Origin of the sequence: Mixta theicola, from assembly GCF_002895925.1 — a bacterium.
GTDB lineage: Bacteria > Pseudomonadota > Gammaproteobacteria > Enterobacterales > Enterobacteriaceae > Mixta > Mixta theicola.
In genome coordinates this window covers 134051-149045 of sequence record NZ_NWUO01000005.1, presented here as the reverse complement: position 1 = coordinate 149045, position 14995 = coordinate 134051, and the positions used below count along the sequence as shown (strand labels likewise).

Sequence of the window (14995 nt, the reverse complement as noted above, 5' to 3'; positions counted from 1 at the left end):
GCCGTTAATTATATATTTACAGGATATTAACTACCGGGGTGCGATAACTATGAAATATGTAATGGGCTTAACCTTAATACTATTAACGTTGTTACTCCTTCCTGCCCGTGGCAGTGCCGGAACGGTGATGTTTTACGGCGGGCTGAATGTAGCCGGCTGCAATGTCGCCGTGGTACAGGAGGCGTTAAACAGTGAATGTTATCGTCACGGTCAATGGGTGCGTCAGTCGCAGCCGTTAAGGCGCATTACTCGCGACTATCTGGCGGAGCAAAGCGTGCAAACCCAGCTGATCTGGCTGGATAAGCGGCAGCAACGGGGAATGATTATCGTCAGCTATCAGTAAAAACCAAATGTTATAGTGTAACATTTGGTTTGGCGGGAGACAGGGGCGGAGCGTTAGTCAGCACGTCCCATATAGCGGCGTTCGGCAATATGAATACGTATTTTATCGCCGTTGCTGAGATATTCAGGTACCTGAATCGATAATCCGGTTGCCATAACGGCGGGTTTGGTACGCGCGCTGGCTGAAGCGCCTTTAATTCCCGGCGACGTATCCACAATCTCCATATCGACGGTCTGCGGCAGTTCAAGCGCCAGCACCTGACCATCCATCGTCAGCACCTGCATACCCGGCATTCCGCCTTCGGGAATGAACAGCAGCTCTTCTTCGATTTGATCTTTTTTCAGGATGTAAGGGGTGTAGTCCTCTTCGTCCATAAAGACATATTCATCGCCATCGACATAAGAGAAGGTGACCGAACGGCGAACCAGTGAAATGGCATCAACGATGTCGTCGCCTTTAAAACGCTCTTCCACTTTCATTCCGGTACGAATATCGGTAAAGCGCATTTTATATAAAGTCGATGCGCCGCGCGCGCTGGGGCTTTGAATATCAATATCTTTAACCAGCAGCAGCTTGCCGTTCCAGGTAACGGCCATCCCGCGTTTAATTTCGTTAGCTTTTGGCATGTAAACTCTCTCTGCATCGTGATAGTTAAGAATCGCGACAAATTACTCCCGGTCAGCAGATCAGGCAAGATGCTGTGGTGATTTTTAGCGGAGCAGATAGCAATTCGCGTAACGGACTGCTATTGTCGCGAGGTTTTCAGCGGGGGAAAGGTTATGGAATGTCGTACCGGTTGTGGAGCCTGTTGTACAGCGCCGTCCATCTCATCACCTATCCCCGGCATGCCGCACGGCAAACCGGCCAATACGCCCTGTATCCAGCTGGATGCCCAACAGCGCTGTAAAATATTCGCTTCGCCGCTGCGCCCTAAAGTCTGTGCCAGCCTACAACCTTCCGCCGGGATGTGCGGCTCCTCACGCGAACAGGCGCTAACCTGGCTGTTAACGCTGGAAGCGGCCACCGCCCCCTGAGATTACGCCAGTCCTTTTTCTGTCGGTTTCTGCGCCACTTTTTCCATTAGCTGATGCCAGCTGAAGCTGAACGACAAATCATCTTTGGCATCAGCTACGCCGTCAGCTAAACCGCAGAATTATGATGAAAATATAAATGAAATGTGCGGCGCTTCAAAAATATGCTACGCCGATGCATCCATAACTTGCGTGCAAACGGCACTCTGCTCCAAACTCATTGAAACGTTTCAGCGTTATCTCGGCAGTCATGTTGACATGGGGTGGCGCTTTTTTTCTCAATGAAGCTGAAACGATTCAATTTCGGCAGGAGAGGAGAACTATGTTCCAGCTCGATATTAAGGCTATCCATCCAGGCAAGACGGCCAGTAATAAAGAAGAGGCCATTCGCCAGGTCGCCGCAGCGCTGACCGCCGCAGGCAACGTTGGCGAAGGCTATGTCAACGGCATGCTGGCCCGCGAACAACAAACTTCAACCTACCTGGGCAACGGCATTGCAATCCCTCATGGCACCACCGATACCCGCGACCTGGTTCAGCAAACCGGCGTTCAGGTGTTCCAGTTTCCGCAAGGCATTGCCTGGGGCGTCGATCAAACCGCCTATGTGGTTATCGGCATTGCCGCCCGCTCCGATGAACATCTGGCGCTGCTGCGTCAGCTCACCCATGTGCTGAGCGATGACGACGTCGCTGCGCAATTAAGAACCACAGACTCCGCCGAAGAGCTGCGCAGCCTGCTGATGGGTGAAAAGCAGGGCAGCGAATTTAAATTTGATACCTCTCTGATTGCCGTTGATGTTAATGCCAGCGATTTAATGACGCTGCAGGCGCTGAATGCGGGCCGACTGCAGCAGGCTGGTGCGGTTGACGCTCGCTTTGTCGCACAGGTTATCGGCGCGAAGCCGCTCTCTCTTGGGCAGGGCATCTGGCTGAACGACAGCACCGACGGCAATCTGGGCAGCGCCGTGGCGGTTAGCCGCGCCGCGCAGCCTTTTAACGCCGATGGCGAAACGGCGGTCATGCTGGTTACCGTGGCGGTGGCCGATGACAAGCCGCTGCAGGTGCTCAACTATCTGAGCGACCTGCTGCTGAAAAATAAGGCGGATCGTCTGCTGAAAGCCGATGCCGCTGGCGTACTGGCGCTGTTAACCAGCGAAGTGGATGAGCAGGCGGATGTGCTGACGGCGGAGTTTATCATCCGCAACGAGCATGGCCTGCATGCCCGACCGGGCACCGCGCTGGTCAGCGTGATCAAGCAATATAACTGTGATGTCACCATTACCAACCTTGACGGCAGCGGTAAACCGGCCAACGGACGCAGCCTGATGAAAGTGGTGGCGCTGGGCGTGAAAAAAGGCCATCGCCTGCGCTTTACCGCCAGCGGTGAAGATGCACAACAGGCGCTGAACGCCATTGAAGAGGCCATTAATAGCGGACTTGGCGAGGGGGTAGCATGAGCAGACGCGTCGCAACCATTACGCTAAACCCGGCCTATGACCTGGTGGGGTATTGCCCGGAAATTGAACGTGGCGAAGTTAACCTGGTGAAAACCACCGGCCTGCACGCCGCAGGTAAAGGCATTAACGTGGCGAAAGTGCTGAAGGATCTGGGCATCGACGTCACCGTCGGCGGTTTTCTGGGTAAGGAAAACCAGGATGGTTTCCAGCAGCTGTTTAGCGAACTGGGCATCGCCAACCGTTTCCAGGTCGTGCCGGGCCGCACGCGCATTAACGTCAAGCTTACCGAGAAAGATGGCGAAGTCACCGACCTGAACTTCTCCGGTTTCGACGTCAGCGCGCAGGACTGGGAGCGTTTCACCACGGACTCTCTGACCTGGCTTGGCCAGTTCGATATGGTCTGCGTTAGCGGCAGCCTGCCGGCTGGCGTTGCGCCGGAAGCTTTTACCCGCTGGATGAGCGATCTGCGCGCTCAATGTCCGTGCATTATTTTTGACAGCAGCCGCGAAGCGCTGGTGGCGGGGCTGAAAGCTGCGCCCTGGCTGGTGAAACCGAATCGCCGCGAGCTGGAAATCTGGGCCGGACGCAAACTGCCTGGGCTGAAAGATGTTATCGAAGCTGCGCATGCGCTGCGCGAGCAGGGCATTGCTCACGTGGTGATTTCGCTGGGCGCGGAAGGTGCGCTGTGGGTTAACGCCTCCGGCGAATGGATCGCCAAACCGCCGGCCTGTGAAGTGGTCAGCACCGTGGGCGCGGGCGATTCAATGGTCGGCGGGCTGATCTACGGCCTGCTGATGCGTGAATCAAGCGAACACACCCTGCGTCTGGCTACCGCTGTTGCCGCGCTGGCGGTCAGCCAAAGCAATGTCGGCGTAACCGATCGTACTCAGTTGGCCGCGATGATGGCGCGTGTCGACCTGAAACCCTTTAACTGACAGCAGGAGAGGTAGAATGAAAACGCTGCTGATTACAGATCCTTCGCTGGGGCTGGCCTCCGGTTATATGGCAAAACAACTTATTGCGGCGGCGGCGGGTAACGCTGGCCTGACGCTGGTAGAAAACCCTGCCGATGCTGAACTGGTCATTGTACTGGGCAGCAAGCAGCCTGCTGACAGCGCGCTGAAAGGCAAAGCGGTATGGCTGGGCGAGGCGGCGCAGGCGGTACGCGATCCGCAGGCTTTTCTCGCCCGCGCTAAAGCGGAAGCAAAACCCTGGCAGGCTCCGGCAGGCGAGCCGATCGCGGCAACAGCTGACGCCGTCTCTGGCGGAGCAAAACGCATTGTGGCGGTCACCGCCTGTCCGACCGGCGTGGCGCATACCTTTATGGCCGCCGAAGCGATTGAAACCGAAGCAAAAAAACGCGGCTGGTGGGTAAAAGTTGAAACACGCGGCTCGGTCGGCGCGGGTAACCCGATTACGCCGCAGGAAATTGCCGACGCCGATCTGGTGATCGTGGCGGCGGATATTGAAGTGGATCTGGCAAAATTTGCCGGTAAGCCGATGTATCGCACCTCTACCGGCCTGGCGCTAAAGAAAACCGCGCAGGAGCTTGATAAGGCGCAGGCTGAAGCGCGGCCTTATCAGCCGAAAGGCAATCAGTCGGGCGCGGCCAGCGACGGCGAGCAGCAAGAGCGCGCCGGAGCCTATCGTCATCTGCTGACCGGCGTTTCCTATATGCTGCCAATGGTGGTCGCGGGCGGCCTGTCGATTGCGCTCTCTTTTGCTTTCGGTATTACCGCGTTTAAAGAGCCGGGCACGCTGGCAGCGGCGCTGATGCAGATCGGCGGCGGCACCGCTTTTGCGCTGATGGTGCCGGTGCTGGCGGGCTTTATCGCTTTCTCTATCGCCGACCGTCCGGGCCTGACGCCGGGTCTGATTGGCGGGATGCTGGCCAGCTCGATTAACGCCGGTTTCCTTGGCGGAATTATCGCCGGTTTTATTGCCGGTTATGCCGCGAAATTCCTTAGCAGCAAAGTGAAGCTGCCGCAGAGTATGGAGGCGCTGAAGCCGATATTGATTATTCCGCTGGTGGCGAGCCTGATTACCGGCCTGCTGATGATCTACGTGGTCGGTACGCCGGTAGCGAAAATCATGGAAGGTCTGACGCACTGGCTGGGCAATATGGGCACGGCGAACGCGGTGCTGCTGGGCGCGATTCTGGGCGGTATGATGTGTGCCGATATGGGCGGCCCGATTAACAAAGTCGCCTATGCGTTTGGCGTGGGTCTGCTCAGTTCGCAAACCTATGCGCCGATGGCGGCGATTATGGCAGCCGGTATGGTGCCGCCGCTGTCGATGGGCGTTGCGACGCTGCTGGCGCGCCGGAAATTTAACAAAGGACAGCAGGAGGGCGGTAAAGCGGCGCTGGTGCTGGGCCTGTGCTTTATTTCCGAAGGGGCGATTCCGTTTGCCGCTCGCGATCCGATGCGCGTTCTGCCCTGCTGCATCGTCGGCGGCGCGGTAACCGGCGCCATTTCAATGATGGTCGGCGCGAAGCTGATGGCGCCGCATGGCGGTCTGTTCGTACTGCTGATCCCTGGTGCTATTACTCCGGTGCTGGGTTATCTACTGGCGATTGCGGTAGGTACGCTGCTGTCCGGCGTGGCTTATGCGGTGCTGAAGCGCCCTGAAGCCGAGCTGGCGCAAGCCTGATTAAGCGGTTAACGTCGAAAAAGCCAGCCTGCGGGCTGGCTTTTATCTTTCTGGCAGGGTGCTTGCACGGGAAGCCCAGCTTGATTTAGCTGACAGGGAAAATGATGAAGGGATACCAGCCCAAACGGGCTGGTATCAACGGGTTTTACGCCACGCTCGCGTCAGCGCGCTGCTGTGACTTCAGCCAGGCGATTTCGTCTTTCCAGATAGCCGGATTAATGGTTTCCAGGATCAGCGGAATATTGTCAAAGCGGCTGTCTTTCATCAGCCAGCTAAACACGGTTTTGCCAATATTGCCTTCACCGAGGCTGTGATGACGATCGACGCGGCTGGCATAGGCGCTTTTCGCATCGTTCAAATGCATACCGCGCAGATACTGAAAGCCCACGATGCGTTCAAACTCGGCGAAGGTCGCCTCGCAGTCCGCTTCGCTGCGCAGATCGTAGCCGCCGGCAAAAGCGTGGCAGGTATCAATACAGACGCCGACGCGCGATTTATCTTCCACCCGATCGATAATCGCCGCCAGATGCTCAAAGCGGTAGCCCAGATTGCTGCCCTGGCCAGCGGTATTTTCAATTACCGCGGTTACGCCGCTGGTTTTATCCAGCGCAATATTCACCGATTCAGCGATGCGCTGCAGGCAACGCTCTTCGTCGATTTGACCGAGATGACTGCCGGGATGGAAGTTGAGCAGCGAAAGCCCCAGCTGTTCGCAGCGCTGCAGTTCATCAATAAACGCCTTACGCGATTTTTCCAGCGGCTCTTCCAGCGGATGACCAAGATTAATTAAAAAACTGTCGTGCGGCAGGATCTGGCCGCTGTGATAGCCGTACTTTTCGCAGGCGCTGCGAAAAGCGTCGATCGTCGCGGCGGATAACGGGGCCGCCCGCCACTGCCGCTGGTTTTTGGTAAACAGCGCAAAGGCGGTTGCTTCCAGTTCATGAGCGCGTAACACCGCCTGTTCCACACCGCCCGCCGCACTTATATGCGCGCCAATAAATTTCATGCTGTTCTCCTGTTAATAGCCCGCCTGAGCAGGCAGGCCATAATAACTGATGCGTCTAAGGCATGAAATGGTGAACCAGCAGGTTAATAGCGCCGCCGCCCAGCAATAGCCAGATAAACAGCAGCAGGCCCAGCAGCAGCGGGCGCAGACCAGCCTGTTTAAAGGCGCTAACGCGCGTCGTCAGCCCCAGCGCGGCCATCGCCATCGCCAACAGCAGCGTATCTGCCTGGTTGATAAGCGCAATCCAGCCGACAGGCAGCAGATGAAACGAGTTAAACAGCGCCACCGCAATAAACATCAGGGCAAACCAGGGAAACTGCAGGGATCTTTGCTGCGTCGGACGCTGCGGGCTTTGGCGCTGGATCCAGGCGGAGAGCAGCAGCAGGAACGGAGCCAGCAGCATCACCCGCAGCATCTTGGCGATCACCGCTGCGTTTTCCGCCTCCGGGCCGATCGCGTGGCCTGCCGCAACGACCTGCGCCACCTCATGTATTGTCGAACCGGTGTAAATGCCAAACTGCGTCGCCGTCAGCTGCGGAAATAGCTGCAGCGCCAGCGGCCAGAGCAGGGGATAAATAAAAATCGCCAGCGTGCCGAACAGCACCACGGTAGCAATCGCCACCGCCACCTTAGCCGCCTGCGCCTTTACCACCGGCTCGGTTGCCAGCACGGCGGCGGCACCGCAGATACTGCTGCCCGCGCCAATCAGCCAGCAGCTCTCCCGATCCAGCCCCAGCCAGCGGCGGCCCAGCCAGCAGGCCAGCAGAAACGTCGAGCTTAGCGTCAGCGCGTCGATAACGATACCGCTGATGCCCACGCCCGCAATTTGCTGGAAGGTAAGACGAAAGCCGTACAGGATAATTCCCAACCGCAGCAGGCGCTGCTTCGCCAGCAGCACGCCGCTGTCGCAGGCGGAATGCAGATGCGGATAAAGAGTATTGCCCAGCAGCATACCGATAACGATCGCCAGCGTCAGCCCGCTCAGGCCCAGCGCGGCAAACGTATGCTGGCTGCCCAGCGTTAGCGCGGCGGCGGCGATCAGGCCGGTCAGCAGCAGCCCGGCAGCAAAACGTCCCGGACGATAGTGCGATTTTGTTACGGTTAACTCAGCCATATGCGGACTCCTCTTTCAGTGAGACAAGTGTGCGCCACGCCTGGCTTAAAAGTGAAATTGATTATATATTTATTATTAATCGGAATAAGTAATATAGGCGGAGGAGAAAGTGCTGTTTAATCGTGTACGCCGCTGGGTGCGGCCGCTCAAAAAAGATACGCTCACGCTGTGGTTCGCCTGTCGCGATCCGCTCGCGCCTCTGTGGCTGAAGCTGTCTACCGGGCTGCTGGCGGTTTATGCCTTGAGCCCCATCGATCTGATACCCGATGTCATTCCGCTGGCGGGATGGCTGGACGATGCGGTTATCGTGTCGTCGGGCGTGATGCTGCTGTTGCGCATGATGCCGGCTCAGGTGCGCGCCCGCAGCCTTGCCAACGTCGAGCTACGGCGGCGTCAGGGCAAAAAATTGATTAGCCGCAGCGGCCTGGCCATATTGCTGCTGCTTTGGCTGGCGCTGCTGCTGTGGGGCGTCAGGCATTTTATGACGTAAGGGAAAATCGATGCATATTACGCTGCGTCAAATAGAAGTGTTTGCCGAGGTGCTGAAAAGCGGCTCCACTACCCAGGCTTCCCAGCTGCTGGCGCTTTCGCAGTCGGCGGTCAGCGCCGCGCTGGCCGATCTGGAAGGGCAGCTGGGCGTGCAGCTGTTCGATCGCGTCGGTAAACGGCTGGTAGTGAACGAACATGGCCGCCTGCTTTATCCGCGCGCGGTGGGGCTGCTGGAGCAGGCGAGCGATATAGAGCAGCTGTTTCACGAGGATAACGGCGCGATTCGCCTGTACGCCAGCAGCACCATCGGCAACTATCTGCTGCCGGGGATGCTCGCGGCCTGGCGGCGCGACTATCCGCAGCTGCCGCTGGAGCTGAGCGTGGGCAACAGTCAGGATGTGATCAATGCGGTGGCGGATTTTCGGGTGGATCTGGGGCTGATAGAGGGGCCGTGCCACGTCAGCGATATTATCAGCGAACCCTGGCTGCAGGATGAGCTGGTGGTGTTTGCCGCGCCCGACACGCCGCTGCGCCAGCAGCCGGTTACGCTGGAAAGTCTGGCCGCCGCGCCCTGGATCCTACGCGAGCGCGGATCCGGCACGCGCGAAATCGTCGATTATCTGCTGCTGTCGCATCTGCCGCAGTTTCAGCTGGCGCTGGAGCTGGGCAACTCTGAGGCGATCAAGCACGCGGTGCGGCACGGGATGGGCATTAGCTGTCTGTCGCGGCGGGTAATTGCCGAACAGCTGGAAACCGGCTCGCTGGTAGAGATAAAGGTGCCGCTACCGACGCTGTCGCGTACCCTTTACCGTATTCATCACCGACAAAAGCATATTTCCAAAGCGCTGAGCCGCTTTCTGAGCTATTGCCGTGAATAACCGAGGGGCATTGCTAATAATCCAGCGCGGATCATGAAGGTAACTTATAACGCAGGGTTATCGCTATACTTGACCCGGCGAGTTGTTACAATCGCGCCTCTTTTCACCCCATTTACAGCGTTTAAATATGGTTCAGGATAAAAAAACAACACAACAACCTGGGTTGCAGCGTGCGTTAAAGGCGCGTCATCTGACAATGATCGCCATCGGCGGCTCTATCGGCACCGGGCTGTTTGTCGCTTCAGGCGCGACGATTTCGCAGGCGGGCCCAGGCGGTGCGCTGCTCTCCTACGCGCTTATCGGACTGATGGTCTACTTTTTGATGACCAGTCTCGGTGAACTGGCGGCGTTTATGCCGGTTTCCGGCTCTTTCTCCACCTATGGTGCCAAATACGTCGAAGAGGGTTTTGGCTTCGCGCTTGGCTGGAACTACTGGTACAACTGGGCGGTGACTATCGCCGTTGACCTGGTGGCATCACAGCTGGTGATGAGTTACTGGTTCCCGGATACGCCGGGCTGGATTTGGAGCGCACTGTTCCTCGGCCTGATGTTCCTGATGAATTACATTTCAGTGAAAGGCTTTGGCGAGGCGGAATATTGGTTTTCGCTGATCAAAGTCACCACCGTAATTATCTTTATCATCATTGGCGTACTGATGATGATCGGTATTCTGCGCGGCGGAGAGAGCGCCGGCTGGCAAAACTGGCAGATTGGCGAAGCGCCGTTCGCCGGCGGCTTTTCCGCAATGATTGGCGTGGCAATGATTGTCGGCTTCTCTTTCCAGGGTACCGAACTTATCGGTATCGCGGCGGGCGAGTCGGAAGATCCGGCGAAAAATATTCCGCGCGCGGTGCGTCAGGTATTCTGGCGTATTCTGCTGTTCTATATCTTCGCCATTTTGATTATTAGCCTGATCATCCCTTACACCGATCCCAGCCTGCTGCGTAACGATGTAAAAGATATTAGCGTCAGCCCGTTTACGCTGGTGTTCCAGCATGCCGGCCTGCTGTCGGCGGCGGCAGTGATGAACGCGGTGATCCTGACGGCGGTGCTGTCGGCAGGCAACTCCGGCATGTACGCCTCGACGCGTATGCTGTTTACCCTTGCCAGCGAAGGCAAAGCGCCGCGTATTTTCGCTAAGCTGTCGAAAAACGGCGTGCCGCGCAACGCGCTCTATGCCACCACCGTGGTTGCGGCGCTCTGCTTCCTGACCTCAAAGTTTGGCAATCAGCAGGTTTATCTGTGGCTGTTGAACACCTCCGGGATGACCGGCTTTATCGCCTGGCTGGGCATTGCCATCAGCCACTATCGCTTCCGTCGCGGCTACGTAGCGCAGGGGCATAAGCTGGCGGACCTGCCTTATCTCTCCGGCTTCTTCCCGCTGGGACCGATTTTCGCCTTTGTTCTCTGCCTGATTATTACCCTCGGTCAGAACTACCAGGCTTTCCTGGCGGATACCATTGACTGGTACGGCGTGGCCGCCACTTATATCGGCATTCCGCTGTTCCTGAGCATCTGGTTGGGCTACAGGCTGGTGCGCCGCAGCCGTTTCGTCCGCTATCGCGATATGGAATTTCCGCGTTTCGGTGAGTAACGGTTAATGATGAACCGGTAAAATAAAGGCGCGACGAAAGTTGCGCCTTTTTGCTATCCAGAACAACGGTACAAATTGTATTGATAACTATTATCATTTGTTTTATTGTTCCAGCCCTTACCGTCAGGCTCTCCGCCAACAGCGAAGAAGGGCGGCTATCACACCCTGTTGCGGCAGAATTAACGCAAGGTCAGCAGCCAGCCCGTGCCGGAAATAACGGACATTGACAGGATTTAACATGAGCGTATCACCCGATTCCTCCCACTGTGCCAGCGCTAAGCCGCCTGAGCCGGTGATGGGACGTTACCGCCAGCTGTTACGGCGCCGCCTGATGATGATGGGCGTTTTGCTGCTGGCCATTCTTGCCTCGCTACTCTTCGATTTTACCCTTGGCCCTTCCGGGCTGACGCTGGACACGCTGTGGCATACGCTGCTGCAGCCGGAGAGCGTGGATGCCGGAACGCGGGTAATTGTCTGGCAAATCCGTCTGCCCTATGCGCTGATGGCGGTGGTGGTGGGGCTGGCGCTTGGCCTGGCCGGGGCGGAAATGCAAACCATCCTTAATAATCCGCTGGCCAGCCCGTTTACGCTGGGCGTTTCGTCCGCCGCCGCCTTCGGCGCCGCGCTGGCGATTATCCTTGGGATCGGCATTCCCGGCATTCCCGATCAATGGTTTATCTCCGGCAACGCCTTTCTCTTTGCGCTGTTTGCCGCGCTGATGCTGGATGCGATAACGCGCTGGACGCGGGTCGCCACCTCCGGCGTGGTGCTGTTTGGTATTGCGCTGGTGTTCACCTTTAATGCGCTGGTTTCCATGCTGCAGTTTATTGCCAGCGAAGATACGCTGCAGGGGCTGGTGTTCTGGACTATGGGCAGCCTGGCGCGCGCCTCCTGGGAAAAGCTGGCAATTTTAAGCGCGGCGCTGCTGCTGCTGCTGCCGTTCTCCTTAATGAGTTCGTGGAAGCTGACCGCGCTGCGCCTGGGCGAAGATCGCGCCATCAGCTTCGGCATCGACGTGCGTCGTCTGCGCCTCGGCACGCTGCTGCGCATCAGTATTCTTTCGGCGCTGGCGGTGGCCTTTGTCGGGCCGATTGGCTTTATTGGCCTGGTCGCGCCGCATATCTCCCGGCTGATATTCGGTGAGGATCACCGCTTCTATCTGCCCGCCAGCGCCCTGACCGGCGCGCTGGTGCTGTCGATGGCTTCTGTCGCCTCGAAAAACCTGATCCCAGGCATCATGATTCCGGTCGGCATCGTGACTTCACTGGTTGGCGTACCGTTCTTCCTGACTATTATTCTGCGTCATCGGGGGAATGTCTGATGGAAGGCTTACAGATCCGCGCTTTTCATACCGGCTATCCGAAACGTAAAGTCATTGAAAACCTCAACGTTCCCCGGCTGCCGCGCGGAAAAATCGCCGTGCTGCTGGGGCCAAACGGCTGCGGTAAATCGACGCTGCTGCGTTCCCTGGCCGGACTGAATCCGGCGCAGGGCGAGCTGTGGCTTAACGGTGAAGAGCTGATGGCGCTGCCTTTTGCCCGCCGCGCGGAAAAAGTGGTTTATCTGCCGCAGTCGCTGCCGGCGGGCGTGCATCTGCACGTGCTGGAATCGATTATCGTTGCCCAGCGCGCGTCCGGCAGCTACGGCGGCAGCGCAACCAGCGAAGCGGAAGTGATGGCGCTGCTGGAACAGTTAGGCATTGCCCATCTGGCATTAAGCTATCTTGACCAGCTTTCCGGCGGCCAAAAACAGCTGGTGGGATTAGCGCAATCATTAATTCGGCGTCCACAGCTATTATTGCTGGATGAGCCGCTCAGCGCGCTCGATTTAAATTATCAGTTTCACGTAATGGATTTAGTGCGGCGGGAAACACGGCTGCGTAATATCGTTACCCTGGTGGTGGTTCACGATATTAATATTGCGCTGCGCCATGCGGAACATGTGTTAATGCTGCAGCAGGGCAGGTTAATTGCCGATGGCGAACCGGAAGCGGTGATTACTGCGGAAAGCCTGGCCGAAGTGTACGGCGTGCGCGGCCGCATTGAGCGCTGTTCACAGGGAACGCCGCAGGTATTAATTGATGGGCTGGTGGCCGAGCCGGGCCTGTAAACACCGCAGCCCTTATTTAACGCCGGCGCTTACCGGACATAAATAAGGGCTATTTTAACACCGATATAAACATCACCGTCAGTAACGGCAATGGCCAGGCGGCCGCAGATCTATTAATTTATAAAAAGCCATTAACGCACAATTAATCCCGGCAACCGTGGCTATAAATCATCGGGATACTAAAAAGCGCACGTAAAATTCGCTATAAGGCAGCTGGCAGGCTGCTGACAAATAATAAATTAATGTAGTGGTTAATTACCCCTTCCCTGTGTGAGCAATACATTTAAACCTTGTTATTTTGGCCTCATGGAGAGAAGCATGTTTCACTTAAAAGCTATGATGCGGGCGGGTATTTGTACCTCCGCTTTGGTAGTGACGCTGCCTGTTAATGCAGCCGGAGAAGAGAGCGGCGACACGATGGTGGTTACCGCCTCGGCGAATGAAATTAATCTGCAGGATGCGCCAGCCAGTATCAGCGTTATCACCAGTGAAGAGATTAAGCGTAAACCGGTACAAAACCTGCGCGACGTACTGCGCGACGTGCCGGGCGTCCAGCTAACCGATGAAGGGGATAACCGCAAAGGGGTTAGCCTGCGCGGCCTGGGCAGCAACTATACGCTGATTCTGATCGACGGTAAGCGCGTTAATTCGCGCAGTGCGGTCTTCCGGCACAACGATTTCGATCTGAACTGGATACCGGTCGATGCCATCGAGCGTATCGAAGTGGTGCGCGGCCCGATGTCCTCGCTGTATGGATCCGACGCGCTGGGCGGCGTGGTGAATATTATCACCCGCAAGGTTGGCAAGGCCTGGCACGGCAACCTGAGCGCCGATACCACGCTGCAGGAACATCGCGATCGCGGAGACAGCTATAATGGCAGCTTCTTTACCAGCGGCCCGGTAATTAACCATCTGCTCGGCGTTAAAGTTTATGGCAATCTTGGCAAGCGTGAAAAAGATGCCGCGCCCGCCAGCAGCGGTTCTGCGCGTATTGAAGGCTATACCGCGCGTAACGGTAATGCAGAATTTACCCTGACGCCGAATGATAGCCAGGAAATAGGTTTTGGCTACGGTTTCGATCGTCAGGATCGTGATTCCGATTCGCTGAATAAAAACCGCCTTGAGCGTCAAAATTACAGCCTCAGCCATAACGGCCGCTGGGGCTTCGGCAGCACCGAACTGCGCTTGTATGGCGATAAAATCGACAATTACTCCAGCGATACCATTACCTCGCGCAATAACAGCCTTGACGGCAAATTGGTGCTGCCGCTGATGGCGATTAATCAGCTGCTGACCTTTGGCGGCGAGTGGCGTCACGATAAGCTAAGCGATCCGGTTAATCTGAAGAACAGCGGCGATACCTCTGCGGATCAGTATGCGCTGTTTGTTGAGGATGAGTGGCGGCTGCTGGAAACCCTGGCGCTGACCGGCGGCGTGCGCATAGACGATCACGAAACCTACGGCGACCACTGGAGCCCGCGTCTTTATCTGGTCTGGAATGCCACCGGCAATGTAACGGTGAAGGGCGGCTGGGCCAACGCCTTTAAGGCGCCGTCGCTGCTGCAGCTCAGCCCTGACTGGCAGTCCAACTCGTGTCGCGGCAGCTGCGCCGTGGTCGGCAGTGCGGATCTGAAACCGGAAACCAGCGAAAGCTTTGAGCTTGGCATCTATTATCGTGGCGATGAGGGCTGGCTGGACGGCGTTACCGGCAGCATTACCGCCTTCCAGAATAACCTTGACGATATGATCGATATTGCGCGCACCTCAGACAAAGCGCTGGCGCCGGGCTACAGCAACTACGTCGGCGAAGATAAAGACGGCAGGCCGATGTTTCGCTACTACAACGTTAACAAGGCGCGTATTACCGGGCTGGAAACCGAGCTGAAGGTGCCGTTTAACGATCGCTGGAAGCTGACGCTGAACTATAGCTATAGCGACGGACGTAACCTGAGCAACGGCGGCAATACACCGCTGCAGAAGCTGCCGCTGCATACCGCCAACGGCACGCTTGACTGGGCGCCGGTCACCGACTGGAATATCTATTTACAGGCTAACTATTCCGGTCAGCGCCGCACGTTAAAAGATGACGGCATGACGCCGGGCGGCTATATGCTGTGGAATACCGGCGGCAGCTGGCAGGCGACCAAAGCGGTTAAGCTGCGGGCGGGCGTACAGAACCTGCTGGATAAGGATTTCAGCCGCGACGATTATGGCTATACCGAAGATGGACGGCGCTACTTCCTGGCGATGGATTACCGCTTCTGATCGGAAAGGGCGGCCAGCGCCGCCCTGTTTTATGCCAGCCGACGCTGCTGCATCAGCC

14 protein-coding genes are annotated in these 14995 nt (G+C 57.1%); 11 read left to right on the top strand and 3 right to left on the bottom strand.

Going from position 1 to position 14995, the window contains the following annotated elements:
• Positions 1-49: 49 nt before the first annotated feature.
• Positions 50-343, top strand: coding sequence for a hypothetical protein (locus tag COO59_RS08790; RefSeq protein ID WP_133158597.1), 294 nt, complete (start codon positions 50-52; stop codon positions 341-343).
• 53 nt (positions 344-396) lie between these two features.
• Here COO59_RS08790 and yeiP read toward each other — a convergent pair whose 3' ends face one another.
• Positions 397-969 carry an elongation factor P-like protein YeiP gene (yeiP, locus tag COO59_RS08785; protein WP_103059425.1) on the bottom strand — a complete coding sequence of 191 codons (573 nt, stop codon included), beginning with the start codon at positions 967-969 and terminating at the stop codon, positions 397-399.
• Positions 970-1122: 153 nt separating this feature from the next.
• Here yeiP and COO59_RS08780 point away from each other — a divergent pair, with 153 nt between their 5' ends.
• The 4 genes from COO59_RS08780 to fruA all read left to right on the top strand — a co-directional run bounded on the left by COO59_RS08780 (position 1123) and on the right by fruA (position 5482).
• On the top strand, positions 1123-1377 hold the full coding sequence (locus COO59_RS08780; RefSeq protein ID WP_103059424.1) for a YkgJ family cysteine cluster protein: 255 nt from the start codon (positions 1123-1125) through the stop codon (positions 1375-1377).
• A gap of 319 nt (positions 1378-1696) precedes the next feature.
• Positions 1697-2830: a fused PTS fructose transporter subunit IIA/HPr protein gene (gene fruB / locus COO59_RS08775; protein WP_103059423.1), complete on the top strand. Its 1134-nt coding sequence runs from the start codon at positions 1697-1699 to the stop codon at positions 2828-2830.
• The gene (gene fruK / locus COO59_RS08770) at positions 2827-3765 is read left to right on the top strand and encodes a 1-phosphofructokinase (protein ID WP_103059422.1); all 939 of its coding nucleotides are present in this window, start codon (positions 2827-2829) and stop codon (positions 3763-3765) included. Before fruB ends, fruK begins: the two co-directional genes overlap by 4 nt.
• A gap of 16 nt (positions 3766-3781) precedes the next feature.
• Positions 3782-5482, top strand: coding sequence for a PTS fructose transporter subunit IIBC (fruA, locus tag COO59_RS08765; RefSeq protein WP_103059421.1), 1701 nt, complete (start codon positions 3782-3784; stop codon positions 5480-5482).
• 145 nt (positions 5483-5627) lie between these two features.
• Here fruA and nfo read toward each other — a convergent pair whose 3' ends face one another.
• Together nfo and COO59_RS08755 are read right to left on the bottom strand one after the other, a co-directional pair.
• Complete coding sequence (gene nfo / locus COO59_RS08760; RefSeq protein ID WP_103059420.1) at positions 5628-6488, bottom strand: deoxyribonuclease IV; 861 nt, start codon at positions 6486-6488, stop codon at positions 5628-5630.
• Positions 6489-6543: 55 nt separating this feature from the next.
• A complete protein-coding gene (locus tag COO59_RS08755) occupies positions 6544-7602 on the bottom strand; it encodes a YeiH family protein (RefSeq protein ID WP_103059419.1) in 1059 nt (352 codons plus the stop codon).
• Positions 7603-7711: 109 nt separating this feature from the next.
• On the opposite strand from COO59_RS08755, the gene COO59_RS08750 reads away from it, so the two are divergent.
• From COO59_RS08750 to cirA, 6 genes are all read left to right on the top strand, one after another.
• Positions 7712-8092 carry a YkvA family protein gene (locus tag COO59_RS08750; RefSeq protein WP_103059418.1) on the top strand — a complete coding sequence of 127 codons (381 nt, stop codon included), beginning with the start codon at positions 7712-7714 and terminating at the stop codon, positions 8090-8092.
• A gap of 10 nt (positions 8093-8102) precedes the next feature.
• A complete protein-coding gene (gene yieE, locus COO59_RS08745; protein ID WP_103059417.1) occupies positions 8103-8969 on the top strand; it encodes a DNA-binding transcriptional regulator YeiE in 867 nt (288 codons plus the stop codon).
• Positions 8970-9096: 127 nt separating this feature from the next.
• Positions 9097-10563, top strand: coding sequence for an amino acid permease (locus tag COO59_RS08740; protein WP_103059416.1), 1467 nt, complete (start codon positions 9097-9099; stop codon positions 10561-10563).
• Positions 10564-10801: 238 nt separating this feature from the next.
• Entirely contained in the window at positions 10802-11884 is a 1083-nt protein-coding gene (locus COO59_RS08735) for a FecCD family ABC transporter permease (RefSeq protein ID WP_103059415.1), read from the top strand.
• Positions 11884-12672 (top strand): ABC transporter ATP-binding protein, encoded by a 789-nt coding sequence (locus COO59_RS08730; protein WP_103059414.1) that lies wholly within the window; start codon positions 11884-11886, stop codon positions 12670-12672. The genes COO59_RS08735 and COO59_RS08730 overlap by 1 nt, the downstream gene beginning before the upstream one ends.
• Positions 12673-12990: 318 nt before the next feature.
• The gene (gene cirA, locus COO59_RS08725; RefSeq protein ID WP_103059413.1) at positions 12991-14937 is read left to right on the top strand and encodes a catecholate siderophore receptor CirA; all 1947 of its coding nucleotides are present in this window, start codon (positions 12991-12993) and stop codon (positions 14935-14937) included.
• The last annotated feature ends 58 nt before the right edge of the window (positions 14938-14995 follow it).

Coding starts and splice junctions, on each gene's coding strand:
- yieE (WP_103059417.1), top strand. CDS start 8,103: ATGCATATTACGCTGCGTCAAATAGAAGTGTTTGCCGAGGTGCTGAAA.
- COO59_RS08790 (WP_133158597.1), top strand. CDS start 50: ATGAAATATGTAATGGGCTTAACCTTAATACTATTAACGTTGTTACTC.
- COO59_RS08730 (WP_103059414.1), top strand. CDS start 11,884: ATGGAAGGCTTACAGATCCGCGCTTTTCATACCGGCTATCCGAAACGT.
- COO59_RS08735 (WP_103059415.1), top strand. CDS start 10,802: ATGAGCGTATCACCCGATTCCTCCCACTGTGCCAGCGCTAAGCCGCCT.
- fruK (WP_103059422.1), top strand. CDS start 2,827: ATGAGCAGACGCGTCGCAACCATTACGCTAAACCCGGCCTATGACCTG.
- COO59_RS08780 (WP_103059424.1), top strand. CDS start 1,123: ATGGAATGTCGTACCGGTTGTGGAGCCTGTTGTACAGCGCCGTCCATC.
- fruA (WP_103059421.1), top strand. CDS start 3,782: ATGAAAACGCTGCTGATTACAGATCCTTCGCTGGGGCTGGCCTCCGGT.
- nfo (WP_103059420.1), bottom strand. CDS start 6,488: ATGAAATTTATTGGCGCGCATATAAGTGCGGCGGGCGGTGTGGAACAG.
- fruB (WP_103059423.1), top strand. CDS start 1,697: ATGTTCCAGCTCGATATTAAGGCTATCCATCCAGGCAAGACGGCCAGT.
- COO59_RS08740 (WP_103059416.1), top strand. CDS start 9,097: ATGGTTCAGGATAAAAAAACAACACAACAACCTGGGTTGCAGCGTGCG.
- yeiP (WP_103059425.1), bottom strand. CDS start 969: ATGCCAAAAGCTAACGAAATTAAACGCGGGATGGCCGTTACCTGGAAC.
- COO59_RS08755 (WP_103059419.1), bottom strand. CDS start 7,602: ATGGCTGAGTTAACCGTAACAAAATCGCACTATCGTCCGGGACGTTTT.
- cirA (WP_103059413.1), top strand. CDS start 12,991: ATGTTTCACTTAAAAGCTATGATGCGGGCGGGTATTTGTACCTCCGCT.